The 19,224-nt window shown below is 46.4% G+C and carries 16 protein-coding genes and 1 tRNA gene; 4 read left to right on the plus strand and 13 right to left on the minus strand.

Annotated elements, in window-relative coordinates; genetic code table 11:
- Positions 1 to 51: 51 nt before the first annotated feature.
- From HCX92_RS09610 to HCX92_RS09625, 4 genes are all read left to right on the plus strand, one after another.
- Entirely contained in the window at positions 52 to 3,297 is a 3,246-nt protein-coding gene (locus HCX92_RS09610) for a DUF2817 domain-containing protein (RefSeq protein WP_169294749.1), read from the plus strand.
- Positions 3,298 to 3,367: 70 nt separating this feature from the next.
- Positions 3,368 to 3,574, plus strand: coding sequence for a hypothetical protein (locus HCX92_RS09615; RefSeq protein WP_169294750.1), 207 nt, complete (start codon positions 3,368 to 3,370; stop codon positions 3,572 to 3,574).
- On the plus strand, positions 3,556 to 4,020 hold the full coding sequence (locus HCX92_RS09620; protein WP_169294751.1) for a lysozyme: 465 nt from the start codon (positions 3,556 to 3,558) through the stop codon (positions 4,018 to 4,020). The genes HCX92_RS09615 and HCX92_RS09620 overlap by 19 nt, the downstream gene beginning before the upstream one ends.
- A complete protein-coding gene (locus HCX92_RS09625) occupies positions 4,008 to 4,352 on the plus strand; it encodes a hypothetical protein (RefSeq protein ID WP_169294752.1) in 345 nt (114 codons plus the stop codon). Before HCX92_RS09620 ends, HCX92_RS09625 begins: the two co-directional genes overlap by 13 nt.
- 378 nt (positions 4,353 to 4,730) lie before the next feature.
- Here the strand turns inward: HCX92_RS09625 and HCX92_RS09630 are convergent.
- The 13 genes from HCX92_RS09630 to der all read right to left on the minus strand — a co-directional run bounded on the left by HCX92_RS09630 (position 4,731) and on the right by der (position 19,221).
- A tRNA-Ile gene (locus HCX92_RS09630) sits at positions 4,731 to 4,807 on the minus strand.
- A 96-nt stretch (positions 4,808 to 4,903) separates the two neighbouring features.
- A complete protein-coding gene (rpoD, locus tag HCX92_RS09635; RefSeq protein ID WP_169294753.1) occupies positions 4,904 to 7,270 on the minus strand; it encodes an RNA polymerase sigma factor RpoD in 2,367 nt (788 codons plus the stop codon).
- A 119-nt stretch (positions 7,271 to 7,389) separates the two neighbouring features.
- The gene (dnaG, locus tag HCX92_RS09640) at positions 7,390 to 9,321 is read right to left on the minus strand and encodes a DNA primase (protein WP_169294754.1); all 1,932 of its coding nucleotides are present in this window, start codon (positions 9,319 to 9,321) and stop codon (positions 7,390 to 7,392) included.
- Positions 9,318 to 9,530: a 30S ribosomal protein S21 gene (gene rpsU, locus HCX92_RS09645; protein WP_169294755.1), complete on the minus strand. Its 213-nt coding sequence runs from the start codon at positions 9,528 to 9,530 to the stop codon at positions 9,318 to 9,320. Before rpsU ends, dnaG begins: the two co-directional genes overlap by 4 nt.
- 233 nt (positions 9,531 to 9,763) lie before the next feature.
- Entirely contained in the window at positions 9,764 to 10,309 is a 546-nt protein-coding gene (locus tag HCX92_RS09650) for a phosphoribosyltransferase (protein ID WP_169294756.1), read from the minus strand.
- A gap of 17 nt (positions 10,310 to 10,326) precedes the next feature.
- Entirely contained in the window at positions 10,327 to 11,622 is a 1,296-nt protein-coding gene (locus tag HCX92_RS09655; RefSeq protein WP_169294757.1) for an adenylosuccinate synthase, read from the minus strand.
- 70 nt (positions 11,623 to 11,692) lie between these two features.
- The gene (locus tag HCX92_RS09660) at positions 11,693 to 12,859 is read right to left on the minus strand and encodes an ATP phosphoribosyltransferase regulatory subunit (RefSeq protein WP_169294758.1); all 1,167 of its coding nucleotides are present in this window, start codon (positions 12,857 to 12,859) and stop codon (positions 11,693 to 11,695) included.
- Positions 12,860 to 12,990: 131 nt separating this feature from the next.
- Positions 12,991 to 13,881, minus strand: a complete 891-nt coding sequence (gene hflC / locus HCX92_RS09665; protein ID WP_169294759.1) for a protease modulator HflC — start codon at positions 13,879 to 13,881, stop codon at positions 12,991 to 12,993.
- A 12-nt stretch (positions 13,882 to 13,893) separates the two neighbouring features.
- Positions 13,894 to 15,216 (minus strand): FtsH protease activity modulator HflK, encoded by a 1,323-nt coding sequence (hflK, locus tag HCX92_RS09670; RefSeq protein ID WP_169294760.1) that lies wholly within the window; start codon positions 15,214 to 15,216, stop codon positions 13,894 to 13,896.
- Entirely contained in the window at positions 15,191 to 16,288 is a 1,098-nt protein-coding gene (gene hflX, locus HCX92_RS09675) for a GTPase HflX (protein WP_169294761.1), read from the minus strand. The genes hflK and hflX overlap by 26 nt, the downstream gene beginning before the upstream one ends.
- A 72-nt stretch (positions 16,289 to 16,360) precedes the next feature.
- Complete coding sequence (gene hfq / locus HCX92_RS09680; protein ID WP_169294762.1) at positions 16,361 to 16,597, minus strand: RNA chaperone Hfq; 237 nt, start codon at positions 16,595 to 16,597, stop codon at positions 16,361 to 16,363.
- A 116-nt stretch (positions 16,598 to 16,713) separates the two neighbouring features.
- Positions 16,714 to 17,808, minus strand: coding sequence for a histidinol-phosphate transaminase (gene hisC, locus HCX92_RS09685; protein ID WP_169294763.1), 1,095 nt, complete (start codon positions 17,806 to 17,808; stop codon positions 16,714 to 16,716).
- Positions 17,809 to 17,811: 3 nt separating this feature from the next.
- Complete coding sequence (der, locus tag HCX92_RS09690; protein WP_169294868.1) at positions 17,812 to 19,221, minus strand: ribosome biogenesis GTPase Der; 1,410 nt, start codon at positions 19,219 to 19,221, stop codon at positions 17,812 to 17,814.
- Positions 19,222 to 19,224 lie beyond the last annotated feature (3 nt).

Below are 19,224 nucleotides of genomic sequence, written 5' to 3' on the forward strand. Positions count from 1 at the left end.
AATGATTACCCATACTGCCCATTAAGGGCTGTTTTTTTATGGAAGCAAAAAATGACGTTCTTCAATGAATTTGGAAAAAAATGGGCCAGCGAAGGTAGTGTTGAGCCTATTTCTGAGACACAGAAAAAATCAGGTTGGGATTTCTTGGGATCCGTGCCCCCTATTTCCGGGCAGTTCAACCTGGTACAGCAAAATACAGATGAAAAGATTAACTATCTTTTTAATTTGATTAATTCTTTCGTGATCAGCCGAGGCGGTACGCTCAATGCCGTTAGCACCAATCCGTTACGAGACATCCTTAACAATCTGTTGATGGCCGTTCAAGGTGGCCACGTTGGCTATGCCACCAAAGATGGCATGCTGCTGGATACCACACAGGAAGAAAGAACCATTGCCGAGGTTTTAAGCGATCCGGTTGCTGAGAATAACGGATTTTACCTGTGGCTTTCTGGTGAGTGGGTTAAACAGATTGGGCCCTGGGGATTGGCCATGGCTGCCACAGATGCGTCCAGGATTGCGGCTGAAGAAGCTGCAGCGGATGCAGATGCTGCCAAAACTGAGGCGCAGACCGCTGCGGGGCTGGCTGTTGATGCGCAGGCCGATATTCAGACTAATTGGCAGGGGAAGCTTGATACAGCGGCACAGCAGGCGGAAACGGCAACGACACAGGCAGGGATTGCGACTGATAAAGCAGCTGAGGCTTCAGGAAGTGCCTTATCTGCGAATGCAGCAAAGACGGCGGCTGAAGCTGCCCGTGATGCTGCTTTCGTTAATGCTGATGTATATCCAACTGTTGCAGAGGGACGTGCTGCTGTGGCTGATGGTGAGCAGTATCAGGTTGTCTCGGCTGACGGAGTGGAGTTAATACGTTATCAAAGAGTGAATGCCGGTTGGAGCCAAGAAGTAGCAAGATTGCAAATCAAGTATGTTGACAGCTCTTTAAAGGCAGACCTTCAATCCCCTTTGGTTATTGACTTAGCGGCCAAAGAAATAAGCCTCCCAAGCGGGACGTCCTATATTTACACCGCAGTTGGGAGGTTGGCTGTTACTGGCCCCCTGGTTGTTAGCTATACATCAGAGAATCAGGCTTTCGTACTTTACAATAAAACAACACAAGAGCTTAGTTCTGTTCCTTTTTCGGGATTAGCTCCAGCTCTGAACAGTAAAAATTACTACTTACTTTTTCAACTTTCGGCAGACAGACAAGAGGTTTATGGTTTTACCGGTCAAGTGAATTTTGTGGGTGGGCCAGAGGTAGTGCAATCCGCAAAAACAAACTATTCTTTAGCTTTAACAGAAGCAAGCAATCTAAACTTCGATTTTATTAACAATAAAATTATTGTTTCTGGCAATATATGGATTCAATACGATGGCGGCCGAATTCAGGTTTCCTCGCAAGAAGTAGAATTGGATCCCGGTAGGGTCAAAAGTTTTTCTTATGTTTTGTTGGTTAATCCATCCAATGGAGAGTTGATAGTTAAGTCGATTGCTGCTCCATTTTCAGCTCCTAAAGATTATATTTTGATAGGGGCATACGATGAAACAAACATGGTTTTTTGGGGTTTGGATCATTTTAGTGTTAATGGTGAGCCACATAATCAGAACAACATTAATCCAGAAATTGAGATTAGTAACTTCTTGAGTAAGAAAGGTTTTGCTACCCTCATACCACGGCAACCAGGAAACATCAATTATTCATCAACAGATAATACTCTAACTTTTACTGGTACTGTTTATGTTCTAACAGAAAGAGGCCTTTATACTGTCAATACGCCAGTTACCTTTAATTTACCTGAAAACCGAGCTTATAGAATTGAGTTCAATGAAACAAGTAAAGACATTAGATGCGTGGATAATGTCCCTAGAGAAGATGGTTGGTTAATTTGCGGAGCGATCAATAAAACTTGGAGCGGAATAACGACAAATGCGTTCAGCGGTTATCTTGTCGATGGTGCTGCACCAGGCACTAGCACTAGCGCAAAGACCAACTACTCTTTAATGCTAACCAAGTCATCAACTCTTAATTTTGACTTCAATAATAATAAGATCGTAGTTAGCGGAAATTTATGGATTCAATACGATGGCGGCCGAATTCAGGTTGCAGCTCAAGAGATTGCATTAGATCCAGCTCGGAGTAAGTCATTTGCTCAGCTTTTATTAGTCAATCCGACTGACAGCACTATGTATGTAAAATCCCAAGCCGCGCCATACACTGTGCCAAAAGATCACTTGCAAGTGGGTGCATATTTTGAAAGAGACATGCTCTTTTTTGGTCTTGATCATTTTAGTGTTAATGGAGTCCCATTTCAGAAAGCAGGCGCGGTACGCCCTTGTTTTGGGTGGGATACTCAAAATTCAGTTGATCTAAATGTGTCAGATAGTTTTACGCCAAGTGATGATATACATCTAGGGAATCTAACAAGCACAATTGTTTATGACTGGTTTGATGAATTGATGGCACAGCATCCGGAGTATATTACCCGAACTTTTCATGGGAATGATGCAAGCGACTTGTATCCTATTTATTCATATCGATTTAAACCTAAAAAACCAAGCCTAGCATCGAATACTGAGGATACTAAAATACCTAAAACAATGCTGATTACACTACATAACGAGAAAATAAATCAAGTTGGTTTGTATATTCTCATGCGTGAAATTTGTAATAATTGGCAAAGCAGTGAAGCTTTAGAAAGTATGCGTCACGGCATGGAATTTGTCGTAATGCCTCTTGTGAATCCATGGGGCCTAAATCATGGTTCTAGAACAAACGTCAATCAGGTTGATATCAATCGTAATTTTCCTGTGGGCTGGATTCCGTTGGGAGAACCCGGTGATTACTTTTACTCCAGCACAGCAGCATTAACTGAACCTGAGGCTCAGTACGCATGGCAAGTGATTCAAGATGAAAAACCAGATATCTATATTGATATCCATTCTTATGGAAGTTGGAACAATGAAGGACGATCGATTTGGATTCCAACACTAAATGAAAAAGCTCGTGTTGCTGCAACAGCAGCTATCCTTAAAATCTACGCACAATACAAGAAAAAATATCCTTGGATTGTTGATGTAGATAAATTTGCGAATATCAGTAACGATGCAATTCTCGGTGGTGGTATTTCCGCCAAATCCGGTACTAGTTTCGGTGCTATAGGAGGAACATTTGAAACAGCGTGGAACTTGAAGAATGAGCCATCTGGCTTAACAGGCCATCCAACTGCAATCAACTTGACGGCCGATTTACTTGGTACTTATATTCTTCAATGCTTGGCTGTAATTATTGATAGTGATTAATAACTCGAAAAGCACATCCAACCCTGATCTTTAATTAGATCGGCGGTTTTTTTACGTCCAAAGGAAACGTATGGATCAAGAAACAAAAGTAGCAGCAACAAAAATGAGTATCGCAAGCCTTATGGCGCTGACATCAAAAATGACATTAAACGAATGGGTGGCACTGGCCACCCTTATTTATGTCCTGATGCAGGCCGGACTACTGGTGCCTAAATATTGGGCAATTTTTAAACGATTTTTCACACGGAATGAACAGCCATGCTCAAAAAACGATTAATTGCATTAATAGCAGCCGGTGCCGGTGCGGTAACCATTGCCACTGTTGCGGTCAGTGATTTTGAGGGGCGTAGCAATAAAGCATACCGTGATGTAGTCGGGATTCCGACTATCTGTGACGGCTATACGCATGGCGTCAAAATGGGCGACTACAAGACTGACGCTGAATGCGATGCCTTATTGCGCAAAGAATTACAGGCTTCATTTAGTGTCGTTGACTCTGCCGTCAAGGTATCGATATCAGAACCGACCAAGGCCGCACTGGCAAGCTTTGTTTACAACGTAGGAGCCGGTGCATTCAGATCATCCACGCTGCTTAAAAAACTCAATTCAGGTGACCGTATAGGCGCCTGCAATGAATTAAAGCGCTGGGTTTATGCTGGTGGGAAAAAATGGAACGGATTAATCAAGCGGCGTGACGCGGAGAACTGGTTATGTTTGCAATGAATAAGTATCTGGTTCTGGCTGCCGGTGTACTGACTTTGATCGTGACCGGCTGGGGGTACGGGCAGTATAAGTATGGCCAGGGCAAAACAGCCGCAAAACAGGAGCAGGAAGTTATCAACCTGCGAGCATACAAACAGGCTGCCGATGATCTCCTTGCCGCCAGCCAAGCCGCACAAGGCGCTATGGCAGCCACTCAGGCTAAATTCAACTCTTTTACTGAAGCATATCAAAATGAAATGCGTGCCAATCCTCTTGATTGCATCGGCACTGATGGCCGGTTGCGCTCCATCCTCGAACTTTACCCGTCCACCACTACCGGGCAACCTCGTTGAATGCATCGAGCCAAAGCCGCCAATTGATGCTGCTTATGATTCGGTGGCACTGGCTCTGGGGGATGCTGTTACCAGGTTCTATGAATGCAAGACAAAACACGATGCAGTCGTGTCTGGATGGTAAGTTAATTGGTTTGTTGTGAAATTGACACAAGAAAACCAATCCAACTCAAAATTACTTCATTATTTTGTTTGGAATATCTTGCCCTGACAAACCAGATTTTGAACTAAAAGCGAACGTCAAATTTATCGTTTATCCAGTACTGTATACACCACTGGATATTGGACACTGTCCAATATAACTGCCTTATTTATCAGTGATGACAATAAAAAAGCCGCTATAAAAGCGGCTAATTTATTGAATACAAAGCGTTTTATTGGTCCCCCCGACTGGACTCGAACCAGTGACCAAAGGATTATGAGTCCTCTGCTCTAACCAACTGAGCTACAGGGGGACAAGCAAAGGATTATGAGTCCTTTTAGCTTACTTTTGCATCAACTTCCCCGAATGACTTATCACATTCAGAAAAATCAGTATTAAACCACACTTATTACTGATTTTCAAGGAAGCTTTTAAGTTTATCAGCCCGACTTGGGTGACGCAACTTCCTTAAGGCTTTTGCCTCAATCTGACGAATACGCTCACGAGTAACGTCAAATTGCTTACCCACCTCTTCAAGCGTCTGATCTGAACTGATTCCAATACCAAAACGCATCCTTAACACTTTTGCTTCGCGTGGTGTCAACGAATCAAGAACTTCCTTAAAGGCATCGCGCATTGAACCATATAACGCTGAATCGGAAGGAGCCAAGGTTGCACCGTCCTCAATGAAATCACCCAGGTGAGAATCATCATCATCACCAATAGGCGTTTCCATGGAAATGGGCTCTTTGGCAATTTTAAGGATCTTGCGAATTTTATCCTCTGGCATATCCATTTTCTGGGCCAAGGTTGCCGGATCGGGTTCTACACCAGTCTCTTGCAAAATCTGACGATTGATACGATTCATTTTATTGATGGTTTCAATCATATGAACCGGGATACGGATCGTACGGGCCTGGTCTGCGATAGAACGGGTAATTGCCTGGCGAATCCACCATGTAGCATAGGTAGAAAACTTATAGCCACGGCGATACTCGAATTTATCAACGGCTTTCATAAGACCAATATTGCCCTCCTGGATAAGATCCAGGAATTGCAGGCCGCGGTTGGTATATTTCTTGGCAATTGAAATCACCAGACGCAAGTTGGCCTCGATCATTTCACGCTTGGCTTTCTTGGCCTTGGCTTCACCTGTAACCATGCGCTTGTTAACTTCTTTCAGATCCTTGATTGGCAGGATAACGGCCGTTTCAAGGTCGATAAGTTTTTGCTGGATCTCGTGGATATCAGGAATTGACCGCTCTAGCGTAGCTGCATAAGCAGGTTTTTTTGCCACTTCCTGGTGAACCCAATCAAGATTGGTTTCATTACCCGGAAACACCTTGATAAAATAAGCACGTGGCATACCTACACGATCAATACAAGTGTGCAAAATGGTGCGTTCAAGGGCGCGAACCTCTTCAACCTGCGTGCGCAGGGAGTCAGCCAAACGTTCTACCATTTTAGCGGTAAAGCGCACCCCGATCAGCTCATCAAGGATAGCCTGCTTGGCTTCCATATACGCGGGCGATTTGTAACCTCCCTCTTCGTAGATGGTTTTCATTTTGCCAAACCAGTGTTCAACGATGTCGAATTTGGCCAACGCCTCATCACGCAAAGTCTCAATCTGCCTGCTGCTCATACCACCCGCTGGCACGTCTTCCTCGTTTTCCTCGACCACCCCTGAGCCTGCGTACTCTTCACCATCCTCAGACAGCAAGCCATCAACGACCTCATCAATTTGAGCCTGGCCATCACGGACGCGCTGGATATGATTCAGGATTTCCTTGATCGTTGTGGGACAAGCGGCAATTGCCATGACCATATGCTTAAGGCCATCTTCAATTCGCTTGGCGATTTCAATCTCACCTTCTCTGGTCAGCAGCTCTACCGTTCCCATTTCCCGCATATACATACGAACAGGATCAGTCGTACGACCAAAGTCGGAGTCAACCGTAGTTAATGCCGCTTCCGCCTCATCTTCAACATCATCATCTGCTGAGGCCATGGTCGCGTTGTCGTTCAAGAGCAACGCCTCGGCATCTGGCGCCTGGTCATAGACAGAAATACCCATATCACCGAAGGTGCTGATAATGCCGTCGATTGCTTCGGCATCGACCAGATCATCGGGTAATTGGTCATTGATTTCACTGTAGGTCAGGTAGCCGCGATCCTTACCCAGCTTGATAAGTTGCTTGAGTCGGTTACGGCGAGCCTCAAGTTCTTCTGCAGAAAAAGGCCCACGCGCTCCACCCGTAACAACGTCTTTGGCGTCTTTACCACGTTTTCCACGTTTTACAGGCTTAAGCTCAGGAACATCTTCCGCTTCTTCATCACCCGTATCAAGAAAATCATCCTCGTCATTTTTGGGTTTTGATGGGCGCCCAGGCTTACGGCCACTTGAAGCCGATGCCTTGGTTCTTTTACCTGAGAGTTCGTCATCATCCAGAAAATCGTCATCAAAATCATTCAGCGAATCATCTGTGTCAAGATTTTTACTGGAAACACGAGTCTTTGTCGTTGTGTCTTTAATTGATTTAGCCACCGTATTACTTGCTGCCTTATTAACTACTTTTGAAGATAGGGATGCATCATCCTGAAGCCGCTGTTCTGATGGGACATTTGCCTGCTTCACGGACTTGGATGCTGAAGATTCTGGTTTGATTATGCTTTTTGTGTCAAGCTTTGCCTTGGTTGAACTCTTGCTTACCGTTTTTGTTGCTGTTTTTTTTACTGCTGTCTTGGTAGAAGTTGGCTTACTACTGTCTTTGATCATTTTAGATTCCGAAAGTGACAAAACAACCACAAAACAACACTAACTTATGAATTTTTTATAAAAAAAGCTATAAATTAGAATTGGCGAAAAAGCATGAACAACCGTATATTGTACATCATTTATCGTTTTACCACACGACCCAATAATAAAATACGTTTATTCAATGCCTTGTAACGTTGGCGTGCCAATTCGGAATTCAATCCTTCCCGAACCAGCTTAGCCTGTTCATTGCGTAAGGCCTCCATTTCAATGCGCTGTAAAGCGTCATTCCACTCATCAACCGGATGCGGCAACTCTTCCATATCCATGATTTCCACTGAAATGGAAGACAAAAAGGCATGCAGGTCTGAGCCTTCGTCAGCAGCCTGCAACAACGCTCCCATATGCCTTGCACCACTTGAAATAGCCAATGAAATAAACTCACGTACCAGTCCTAGATGGGGGCTATGACTTAAAACTTCAAGTTGCTGATCTGCAATTTGATCCACCAACGCAGGATGCATGGCCAATAATCGCAACAATCTTTTAGCCAAAGGCGTTACCTGCTTGCCAGAATTATTTTTGGCATTACTGGCAAAAGGCTTTGTTTTCTTAGGCTGCGCCAGAGAAAAGTCTTCAAATGGCACCGCATCATCAGTATGGAACCCATCAAAAACAAAGGGATCAAACGAAGGCAGGACTGAACCAGAAGGCATGACAGGATTATGCACAGCAGCCTGAGGCTGCATCACCAATGAAGTACGCGCTGCCACTTCTGCCTGGTAAAGCGCAAGATCTTTAAGCAACTCTTCGGAAGTGAGCGAAACAAGCCTGGCGAAATCATGCCCTATCTGGGTTTTAATACCAGACTCGGGGATTTGCACCATCAAAGGCCTTGCCTCATGCAAACATGCCGCCCTGCCCTCTGCCTCATTTAAGGGATGGCGCTCTGCCAGTGTTTGCAACATAAATGAAGACAAGGCCATGGATTCCTGCACTTTTTCCCGGAAAACATCAGCACCAAATTCTCGAATATAAGAATCAGGATCATGCTCAGCCGGCAAAAACAAAAACCGGATGGAAACGTCATCGCGCAACAACGGCAGACAGGTTTGCAGTGCTCGCCAGGCTGCCTTCTTGCCCGCATTATCACCATCAAAGCTGAAAACAATCCGATCACTTGCCCGAATCAGCTTCTGAATATGCTGAGGCGTAGTTGCCGTACCCAGGGTAGCCACCGCATTATGCATACCCTGCTCTGACAGGCCAACCACATCCATGTAACCCTCAACCACCAGAACAAATCCTTCCGCACGGATTCCCTGACGGTTTTCCCACAAGCCGTATAATTCCTGGCCCTTGGAAAAAACAGGCGTTTCAGGTGAATTAAGGTATTTGGGCTCACCCTTGCCAATGATACGCCCACCAAAGCCAATCAATTTCCCTTTTGCATTGAAAATAGGAAACATGATCCGCTCACGAAAGCGATCGTAACGACGTCCGTCTTCTGACTCAATAACGAGACCGGACTCAAGCAAAATCGGCGCTTCGTAATTGGCAAAAACCGCTTTAAGCCCCTGCCGGTTAGTACCGGACCATCCCAAGCCGAAACGCTTGGCCGTTTGACCGCTTAGACCACGTTGTTTTAAATAGGCAATAGCCTGGGGGCTGCTTTTTAGCTGAGACAAGTAAAAGCCATGCGCCTTCTCCAGCACTTGCTGATGCAGCATGGTTTCTGTCTGTTTTTGTTTGACTTGCTTTTGCTGGAAAGCCGTACGCTGTTCTTCGGGCACAACAAGGCCCACCGAACCTGCAAGGGATCGGACCGCTTCCGGAAAGCTGGCGCCGGTATGTTCAATAAGGAAAGAAATGGCGGTACCATGAGCCCCGCAACCAAAACAATGATAAAACTGCTTGGTGGGACTGACCGTAAATGAAGGAGATTTTTCGTTATGAAAGGGGCACAGACCAAGTAAATTGGCCCCGCCCTTTCTTAACTGAACATACTTGCCAACCACATCGACGATATCGACACGGGCCAGCAAATCCTGAATAAAACTTTCAGGAATCAATATAAGCGTGGAGGCAGTTGCTGACTACGAATGCGTTTGTAGTGACGCTTAACAGCAGCGGCGTGTTTACGCTTGCGCTCTGCTGTTGGTTTCTCGTAGAATTCGCGTGAACGCAATTCTGTCAATAAACCGGTTTTTTCAATAGTGCGCTTGAAGCGACGCAATGCAGCCTCGAATGGCTCATTCTCTTTTAATCTTACTTGTGGCATGTATATGAAAGCAATTAAGCTCAGTTAATGGTAAATAAAAATTAGCCCGGTAAATAAATAAAATCACATAACGCTTGTTGACCAGCTATGCCAAGTTTGGGATTTCGCTGTATCAACTTCACGCCATGGTTATGATCTTATCTATTCCCAACTAAAACCTTGCGTTTCATTAGCCTTGCCGTTTTCCGGCTAGACCAACTAAAAACTGAAGTAATCCAGGATTATAACATAAATTAGTTATTTTCCACACCTTTTCTAACCCAAGCTTCCAATTGGTGTGGCCTTAAACTGTCATAATCCTCGAAAGGCTGGTGAATCCAGGGGTTTGTAGGCAATTTATCAACATAGTAGTCGGGTTCAACCTTAGCGTGACCTTTCCACCACAAAACCGCCGAACGCAATTCGATAATGCTGGGAAACTGCTTTAGCAAATGCTCTTGCACCTTGCTAAAAGTAAGCCCCGTGTCCACCATATCATCCACCAGCAAAACACGCCCCTCAAGGGTGCCTTTCGTGATGGTGATAAATTGGGCGATATCCAGCTGCCCCTGAACCGTACCAGCAGCCTCGCGGTAACTGCTGGTGGCCAAAATACCCAAAGGAACATCAAACACACGGGAAAGCACATCACCCACGCGTACACCACCGCGAGCAAGACAAACAATACTATCAAATTTCCAGCCTGATTTGTATACAATCAGACCCAGCCTTTCAACCAGGTGATGATACTCATCCCAACTGACCCATAAATCGCTATCTGTACTTGCTGGCAATGACATATATTCACCTGTATTGGTTAGTCCTGGAATGGGTGACGACGAAGAATGGTTTCCATACGATCGGGACCGGTTGAAATCATATCAATAGGCACTTCGCAAATCTCAGCAACACGATCAAGGAAACGACGGGCATTTTCAGGCAACTGCCCGTACTCTTTGACACCAACTGTTGAGTCATTCCAGCCCGGCATCATTTCAATGACAGGCTCAGCCTTGGCAACTTTATGCGCTCCGTAAGGAAGGAGATCCACTCTTTGGCCATCAATATGATAGCCCACACACAAACCAATGCTTTCGATACCATCAAGAACATCAAGTTTGGTAACGCATAAACCGGATATACCGTTAACAATAACCGAACGCTTGAGGGCTGCCCCGTCAAACCAGCCACAACGGCGTGGACGACCGGTTACCGCACCAAATTCGTTACCGACTTTGGCAATGTGGGCACCTATCTCATTATTAAGTTCGGTTGGGAAAGGACCTGAACCCACACGGGTTGTGTATGCTTTGGTAATACCCAGAACATAATTCAGGCGTTGCGGACCCACACCCGCCCCCGCTGAGGCTGCACCAGCCAGACAGTTGCTGCTGGTAACAAAAGGATAAGTACCATGATCAATATCCAGCAAGGCACCTTGAGCACCTTCAAACAGCAGCCTTTGGCCTTCTTTTTGAGCCTGATACAGCAAAGCAGAAACATCCGCAACCATTGGCTCGATAATGGGAGCCAGGGCCATGGCCTGTGCCTTGACCTCATCAAAAGAGATCGGCTCCGCACCCAGATGCTGGGTCAGAATGAAGTTATGATATTCAAGCACCTCGTGCAATTTTGCATCGAACAGGGCAGGATTATAAAGATCCTGTACACGCAATGCACGACGGGCAACTTTGTCCTCATACGCAGGACCGATACCACGGCCGGTTGTGCCAATCTTGTTCTCGCCTTTTTTCGCTTCACGTGCCTGATCAACAGCAACGTGATAAGGCAGGATCAGGGGACATGCTTCTGAAATTTTCAGGCGTGAACGAACATCCAGACCTGCGCTTTCCAACTCTTCGATTTCTTTTAGCAAAGCCTCGGGAGACAGCACGACACCATTACCGATATAACACGTAACGCTGGGATGCATAATGCCGGATGGAATCAGACGCAAAACAGTTTTTTTACCATTAATCCACAAGGTATGACCTGCATTGTGACCACCCTGGAAACGCACAACGCCTTGCGCAGATTCGGCCAGCCAGTCAACAATTTTTCCCTTGCCTTCATCACCCCATTGGGTACCGATAACAACTACGTTCTTGCTCATATTAAATCATATAAATAAAAATACATCGTTCGTCACTTGCCGGCAAAAATGCCCCGGTCAAGACCTGATTTTACTGAATACTTTCCAGTACCCAGTCGCCCTCACTATAGACCAACTCACTTTCAAAAATGAATTCATCAATACTTTGCGTGCTATTTGGAAAAATCTGTACTACCACATGCCCCTGATTGCGCAATTCACGAATCCGATCAACCAGATTCACATCGAGCCCCCACGGTGCCTTGATGGCCCTTGAAGGCTGCGCAGGTGAAAGACCCGCTGAAACCTTGCGCAAGTCGAGACTGAAGCCGGTTGCAGGACGCGCCCTGCCAAAAACCTTACCTACGTTATCATAACGACCACCGCGCACGATGGCATCATGCCAGCCTGGTGCAAAAATAGCAAAACTGACGCCCGAGTGATAATCGTAACCACGAACATCAGCCAAATCAATACCCACACAAGCATTATCCAGAGCACCGACCAGCTCACGCAAAGACTCTAAAGCCTGACGAATACCCGGCAAATCAGGCAACCTTTCCTGGGCCTCATCGAGCACATTGATGGAGCCATACAGGCTTGGCAACAAGATCAGCGCATTGGCAATATCTTGTGGTACATCCTGACATCCATCAAGCAGTTCTTTCAGGCTTGGTACATCCTTGTCGTTAAGCAAAGAGAAGATCTCGCTGGCACGCTCGGCAAGTGATGGCACGGAATCCACCAGAACACGGGAAACATTGGGATGATTCAGATCTATGCGCGGCTTTTTGACACCAGCCATTTCAAGGCTTTCAAGGGCCAACTGAATAATTTGCAAATCCGCCTCGAAGCCGGCGTGACCATAAATTTCCGCCCCAATTTGCAGCAGTTCGCGATCAGACAGCAAACCGGATGGGCGCGCATGAATGACGCTGCCGCAATAACAAAGGCGTGTAACACCCTCACGATTCAGTAAATGCGCATCAATGCGGGTTACCTGCGGCGTCATGTCTGCCCGCAAACCCATGGTGCGGCCAGACAGCTGGTCTACCAATTTACAGGTACGCAATTGCAAATCAAGACCCTTTGCAGCCAAGAGTGAATCGGTATATTCAATTAACGGCGGCGCAACCATTTCAAAACCGTAGGTACGGTAAAGATCTAGTAATTTACGTCGCAGCTCTTCAATACGCCGCGCCTCTGCCGGGAGAATATCCGACAAGTGTTCGGGCAATAACCAGTTACTTGTTGTCATGGCAATTTATCAAATAAAAATGCGGCTCATTGCGTAAGCAATGCGAGCCGCATTTAGGAATAGTTTCTGAACTTACACGGCATTGTACAACTAATTAAGCATAAGTTCAGCAAATAAACCCGTTTTTCAATTTATTGTGTGCTGGTCGACACATTTCCATCTGCTTGCTTGAAGAAACGGAAGAAATCAGAGTTTGGATCAACAACCAATAAATCCTTTTTGGAGCCGAAAATGGATTTATAGGCATTCATGCTATTGAAAAAACTGTAGAAATCAGAATTCTTTCCATAAGCATCAGCGTAAATTCTGGCTGCCTCGGCATCCCCCTCACCACGAATGGCCTGGGCCTTGGCATTAGCCTGTGCAAGCTCTTCCTGAACCTTACGATCAGCCTCGGCACGAATTCTCTCGCTTTCCGCAGCACCATTGGCCCGCAAGCTGTTTGCCTCTTGCTTGCGCTCTGCCTGCATCCTTGAATACACGGAGTCAGACACCTCCTGCGAAAACTCAATACGTTTCAGGCGAACATCAACCACCTGAATCCCCAAAGGCTTGGCACGCTCTTCCACATTATTCAGGATCTCGGCCATTACCACATCACGCTCCTGAGATATAACAGCGCGAACCGTACGGGTGTTGACTGATGCGTTCAGGGCATCGCGAATTTGCGCGCCCAGACGATTCTGGGCCGCATAAGTGCTGTCACCAAAAGACACATAGAACTGCAACGGATTTGAAATACGCCACTTGATATAAGAATCGATGATCAGGTTTTTCTTTTCCGAAGTCTGAATTCTTTCGGTATCTCCGGACTCGATAGTCTGGATCCTTTTATCAAGATAAACCACATTTTCCAGTGGTGTTGGAAGCTTGAAATAAAGACCGGGTTCCTGGATGGTGCGTTGCCATTCACCCAACTTGAACACCAGTGCATAGTTTCGCTCGGAAACAATAAAAATGGATGACGACAACAAAAGAGCCGCCACAAAAAGCACGATACCTACGACAGTATTACGATTCATTTTACCTACCTCCTAGCGACGATCGAAGTTATCACGGGATAAACGATTCCGTGATGCTGCACTGACATCATTGCCAGAGACTGACGCGGGATTGCTGGAGGAAGTAACAGCACTGGATGGCACCGATGTTGCAGCTGGCGCCGATGTTGCACTGGATGTTTGCTCAATCAATTTGTCGATAGGCAGATACATCATATTATTGCCGCCCTCAGTGTCTACCATCACTTTGGAGGCATTTTTAAAGACATCTTCCAAGGTGGAAATATACATGCGTTCACGTGTAATTTCCGGTGCTTTCGCGTATTCCTTTTCTATGCTTTCAAAACGGGCTGCCTGACCCTGGGCCTGACCAACCACTGTTGCACGGTAACCTTCCGCATCTTGCAGCATACGTGAGGCCTGACCACGTGCCTCGGGTATAACCTTGCTGGCATAGGCGTTACCTTCGTTTTTCTGCCGTTCGTTATCCTGCCCTGCCTTGATGGCATCCTCGAATGCGGCCTGAACCTGCTCGGGAGGCTGCACGTTTTGAATCGCCACCGTGGTGACCTCTATGCCAGACTGGTAACGATCAAGAATTTGCTGCATTAACCTCATGACATCCATGGCGGCTGCTGTACGGCTTTCATACAGGATTTTATTCATTGACTGCTTGCCAACCACTTCACGCATGGCCGTTTCTGCCGCCTGACGCACCGATTCATCCGGAGAAACCAGACGGAAAATATAGTCAGCAGCAGGGCTGTATTCACCGGTCTCAAGTGGCATTTCCGCCTTGAGACGATACTGGACATCAAACTGCACATCAACGATATTTTCGTCTTCAGTCAGCATCAAGGCCTCGGGCAAAACCTTATTGCGTGAATTGTCGCGATAACCCACCGAGAAAGAACGGACACTCGCGATATCAACCAATTCAACGTTTTGCACAGGCCGGGGAATATGCCATTGGAAGCCAGGCTGAACCGTTTTAAGGTATTTTCCAAATTGCGTGACCACCCCTACCTGACCTTCCCGAACGATATAAAAACCGCTGGCCAGCCAAAGCAACAAGGCAACAATGACAATAAAAACAATACCAAATTTGGCCGCTTTGGGAGAAGGATTGAAGCCACCGGCACGAGGGGGCTTGCCAAAGCCTCCACCACCGCCTTTTTTATTACCAAACACGCTCTTGATCCGATTATTGAAATCCGCCCATACCTGATCAAGATCAGGTGGTCCGTCACCCTGATTGGTGGGACGTTTTGGCGGTTCATTCTGGCCTGAACCATTTTGATTACCACGACCCCAACCCGGATCGTTCAAGTTAAATATTTTTGAGACTCGCAACATTATTTCCTATTATTTCTTTGGCTTCAGCGATTGCCCCGCGCAATCCGTCCAAGCCGGTTCGATCTAATGCACTGACAAAAACGCGGACTATTCTGCCCTCTTCGTTTCGTTCAATTTTTGGTTCATAGCCCACAGCATCGATCTTATTGTAAACAAGAATACATGGTATGTCTTTAGCACCGATCTCTTCAAGCACTTTATTCACTTCCAGAATCTGCTCTTCACGTTGCGGACTGGAGGCATCAATAACATGCAATAGCAAATCAGCCTGAACCGTTTCTTCAAGGGTTGCCTTGAAAGCGGCAATCAGGGTGGTGGGCAGATCACGAATGAAACCTACCGTATCCGAAACAACCACCTGACCGGCGCCTTCAATCCATATCCTTCTTGTCGTTGTATCAAGGGTGGCAAACAATTGGTCTGCCGCATAGGCACCAGCACGGGTCAGGGCATTGAACAACGTTGACTTGCCCGCGTTGGTATACCCCACCAGGGAAACTGACATGGTCCCCCCCCTGGCCCTTGAACGACGCTGCGTGGTGCGTTGCCGCTCGACCTTGCTTAGCCGCTCCCGCAGTACCTTGACCTTGTCCCCAATCATCCGCTTGTCCATTTCAAGCTGGGCCTCACCCGGACCACGCATGCCTATACCCCCCCGCTGACGTTCCAGGTGGGTCCACATCCGTGTGAGCCGGGTCATGAGATGTTGTAATTGCGCCAGCTCCACCTGAAGTTTACCTTCATGGCTTTTGGCACGCAGGGCAAATATATCAAGAATAAGTGCCACCCGATCAACGACTCTTAAATTAAATGCCCGCTCGAGATTTCGCTGCTGGGCCGGGCTAAGCGCCTGATCGAACAAAATGATATCCACATCAGAAGACTGGGCCAGCTGAACAGCCTCTTCCAGTTTTCCTGAACCAATAAAATAAGCCGCATCGGGTTTGTCACGTTTGGCGACAACAGTGGCAACAACTTCTGCCCCTGCACCTTTAGCCAGCATTTCAAACTCTTCGGCATGTGCCTGATAATCGGGTTTACCGAAATTTACACTGATAATTAATGCGCGCATACACCCCTAAAAAGGAAAATGCCCGCACAGGCTAACCTGGCGGGCCATGTTTCCGCGAAAAGATTTTTATTCTTATTCAGCAGGAACATCAACCTGAAAACTGACAGCACGAGCTGGAACAACAGTGGAAATCGCGTGTTTGTAAACCATTTGGGTAACGGTGTTTCTTAGTAAAACCACATATTGGTCGAAAGATTCGATTTGTCCTTGTAATTTGATCCCGTTGACCAGATAAATTGATACGGGTACATGCTCTTTACGCAGTGCATTCAAGAAAGGATCTTGTAGTGATTGCCCTTTAGTGCTCATTGGCGAGGCTCCATTTTAATGTTATTAATAGGTGAATTTTATAAAAATAGTACTTTACCGACATTTTAAACAACTTACCACCTAATAAGTAAATTCCCATATTTTCGGTAATTTTTTTATTCAGAACCAATATTAGTTGAAGTTAATATTTCAGACAATGTTTTTATTAATACTTCACATTGTTTTCGGGTTCCTATGGTAATTCTCAGGTACTGGGAAATACGACTCTGGTCAAAATGACGAACCAAAACAAGATGCTGGCGCAACTGGGCACTTAATACCGCAGCATCAATCCGGGGATGCGAAACAAACACAAAATTGGTCTTTGAAGGCAAAACCACAAATCCCAAACCGGCAAGTTCCTGACTGACAAATTCACGTGAGGTGATGATCTCTTGCCGGGTTTGCTCAAAATAAGCATCGTCCTCAAAGGCGGCAATCGCCCCTACTTGGGCCAGTCTGTCCAGCGGGTAAGAGTTAAAACTGTTCTTAACCCTGACCAATGCCTGCAACAAATGGGGCTGCGCCATGGCAAACCCGACCCGCAAACCTGCCAATGAACGTGATTTTGACAAAGTTTGCAACACAATCAGGTTATCGTATTTTTCCAATAAGCTAACGGCTGAATCCGCACCGAAATCAACATAAGCTTCATCAATGGCCACCACAATATCAGGTTGCGCCTGCAATAACTGCTCTATTTGTTCCAGGCTGACTGCAATCCCCGTAGGTGCATTCGGATTGGGAAAAATAATACCGCAAACTTCTTCGGAAGAAGCATTGATATAGTCATTAATATCAATTTCAAATTGACTGTTTAATGCAACAGCTTCAAAATCGAGGTCATACAATTTGGCATACACCCGATAAAAACTGTAGGTTATATCCGGGAACAGGATTTTCTTGCCCTTGTGTTTGAACAAGGCATGAAACAAATGTGCCAGCACTTCATCTGAACCATTACCCGGAAAGACAAAGTCAGCAGGAATATCGTAGTAACGACCGATTACCTCACGCAATCTATCTGATTCGGGATCTGGATACAAACGCAGATTTTCCTCGACTTCCTGCCGAATCGCGTCAATAACTACCGGAGAGGGATCGAACGGTGATTCATTGGTATTGAGCTTGATGTACTCACCGTCTTTAGGCTGCTCTCCCGGAACATAAGGCTTCAGTTCCTGAACGAAATCACTCCAGAATTTACTCACGCTTTACTCCGCCTGTTTATATGGGTTTTTAGAAGACTTGAATTCTATTCGCAAAGGTGTTCCCGACAAATTGAAAGCCTTGCGCATTCTGGATTCCAGATAGCGCTTGTATGAATCGGGCACGGCATCAAGAGCATTACCATGAACAATGATAAGCGGCGGGTTTTGTCCACCCTGATGCGCATAACGCATTTTAGGCCTGAAAATCCCTTTGCGAGGGGGCTGCTGTTGCTCTACTGCCGCATGCAGTTCCCGGGTCAGTTTGGGTGTTGACAGCTTGATGAAAGCGGCCGCATGGGCCTCGTTGACCGATTTAAGGACCGCATTGACACCCTGCCCTTTAAGAGCAGAAATCGTATGCATTTTGGCAAACGACAAGAACCGCAATTTGCGCTCAAACTCCCGCTGTATCCATTCACGCTTGTCGGCATCAAGACCATCCCACTTGTTGATGGCCACCACCAGCGCACGACCCGATTCGAGAATGAAACCGGCAATATGGGCATCCTGTTCGGAAATTTCAGTCTGGGCATCAAGCATTAACAGAACGACGTTACTGGCTTCAATAGCCTGCAATGTTTTAATGACGGAAAATTTTTCAACCGACTCAAATACTTTGCCACGCTTACGCAAACCAGCCGTATCAATCAAGGTATATTTTTTGCCATTACGCTCAAAATCAATCTCAATGGCATCCCGTGTAGTACCCGGCATATCGAAAGCGATGACCCGTTCTTCACCCATCAATGTATTGATGAGGGTGGATTTACCTACATTGGGGCGACCGACAATGGCAAGCTTGATCCGATGATCGGTAAAGACTTCCTCTTCCTCGGTAGCAGACTCATCCTGCCCCAGTTCAGGCTCGGGAACCTCGACATCATCCTCTGCAGGAACGGCCTGAATATAAGGATTATCAAGCTGGGACAGCGCCTCTTCGATCAGGGCAACAACACCGTCACCGTGTGCCGATGAAATGGGATGAGGAGTCCCCAGGCCAAGCTCGTGGAACTCGGCACTGGCTTGTCCACTGTTCATACCCTCGGCTTTATTCACCGCAAGCACTACCTTGGGACCGGCACGACGCAACATGCGCGCTATTTCATGATCATGCGCATTGACACCGGCACGGGCATCCACCAGAAAAATAACCACGTCGGATTCGGCAATTGCCTGCTCGGTTTGACGTGCCATTTCCTTCAGAATACCAGTCTTGGCCACCGGCTCAAAACCCCCGGTATCAATGACAAGAAAAGGATAATCACCCACACGACCTTCACCATAATGACGATCACGGGTAAGGCCGGAATAATCGGCAACCAACGCAGCCCTTGAACGGGTCAAGCGATTGAAAAGCGTTGATTTGCCAACATTAGGTCGCCCCACCAGGGCAACAACGGGTTTAAACTGAATTCT

It is taken from the genome of Advenella sp. EE-W14 (assembly GCF_012923605.1).
In the GTDB taxonomy this organism is placed as follows: domain Bacteria; phylum Pseudomonadota; class Gammaproteobacteria; order Burkholderiales; family Burkholderiaceae_B; genus Advenella; species Advenella alkanexedens.

Coding starts and splice junctions, on each gene's coding strand:
- hflK (WP_169294760.1), bottom strand. CDS start 15,216: ATGTTGCGAGTCTCAAAAATATTTAACTTGAACGATCCGGGTTGGGGT.
- HCX92_RS09615 (WP_169294750.1), top strand. CDS start 3,368: ATGGATCAAGAAACAAAAGTAGCAGCAACAAAAATGAGTATCGCAAGC.
- hflX (WP_169294761.1), bottom strand. CDS start 16,288: ATGCGCGCATTAATTATCAGTGTAAATTTCGGTAAACCCGATTATCAG.
- HCX92_RS09660 (WP_169294758.1), bottom strand. CDS start 12,859: ATGACAACAAGTAACTGGTTATTGCCCGAACACTTGTCGGATATTCTC.
- hfq (WP_169294762.1), bottom strand. CDS start 16,597: ATGAGCACTAAAGGGCAATCACTACAAGATCCTTTCTTGAATGCACTG.
- HCX92_RS09655 (WP_169294757.1), bottom strand. CDS start 11,622: ATGAGCAAGAACGTAGTTGTTATCGGTACCCAATGGGGTGATGAAGGC.
- rpoD (WP_169294753.1), bottom strand. CDS start 7,270: ATGATCAAAGACAGTAGTAAGCCAACTTCTACCAAGACAGCAGTAAAA.
- rpsU (WP_169294755.1), bottom strand. CDS start 9,530: ATGCCACAAGTAAGATTAAAAGAGAATGAGCCATTCGAGGCTGCATTG.
- HCX92_RS09625 (WP_169294752.1), top strand. CDS start 4,008: ATGTTTGCAATGAATAAGTATCTGGTTCTGGCTGCCGGTGTACTGACT.
- HCX92_RS09610 (WP_169294749.1), top strand. CDS start 52: ATGACGTTCTTCAATGAATTTGGAAAAAAATGGGCCAGCGAAGGTAGT.
- HCX92_RS09620 (WP_169294751.1), top strand. CDS start 3,556: ATGCTCAAAAAACGATTAATTGCATTAATAGCAGCCGGTGCCGGTGCG.
- HCX92_RS09650 (WP_169294756.1), bottom strand. CDS start 10,309: ATGTCATTGCCAGCAAGTACAGATAGCGATTTATGGGTCAGTTGGGAT.
- hflC (WP_169294759.1), bottom strand. CDS start 13,881: ATGAATCGTAATACTGTCGTAGGTATCGTGCTTTTTGTGGCGGCTCTT.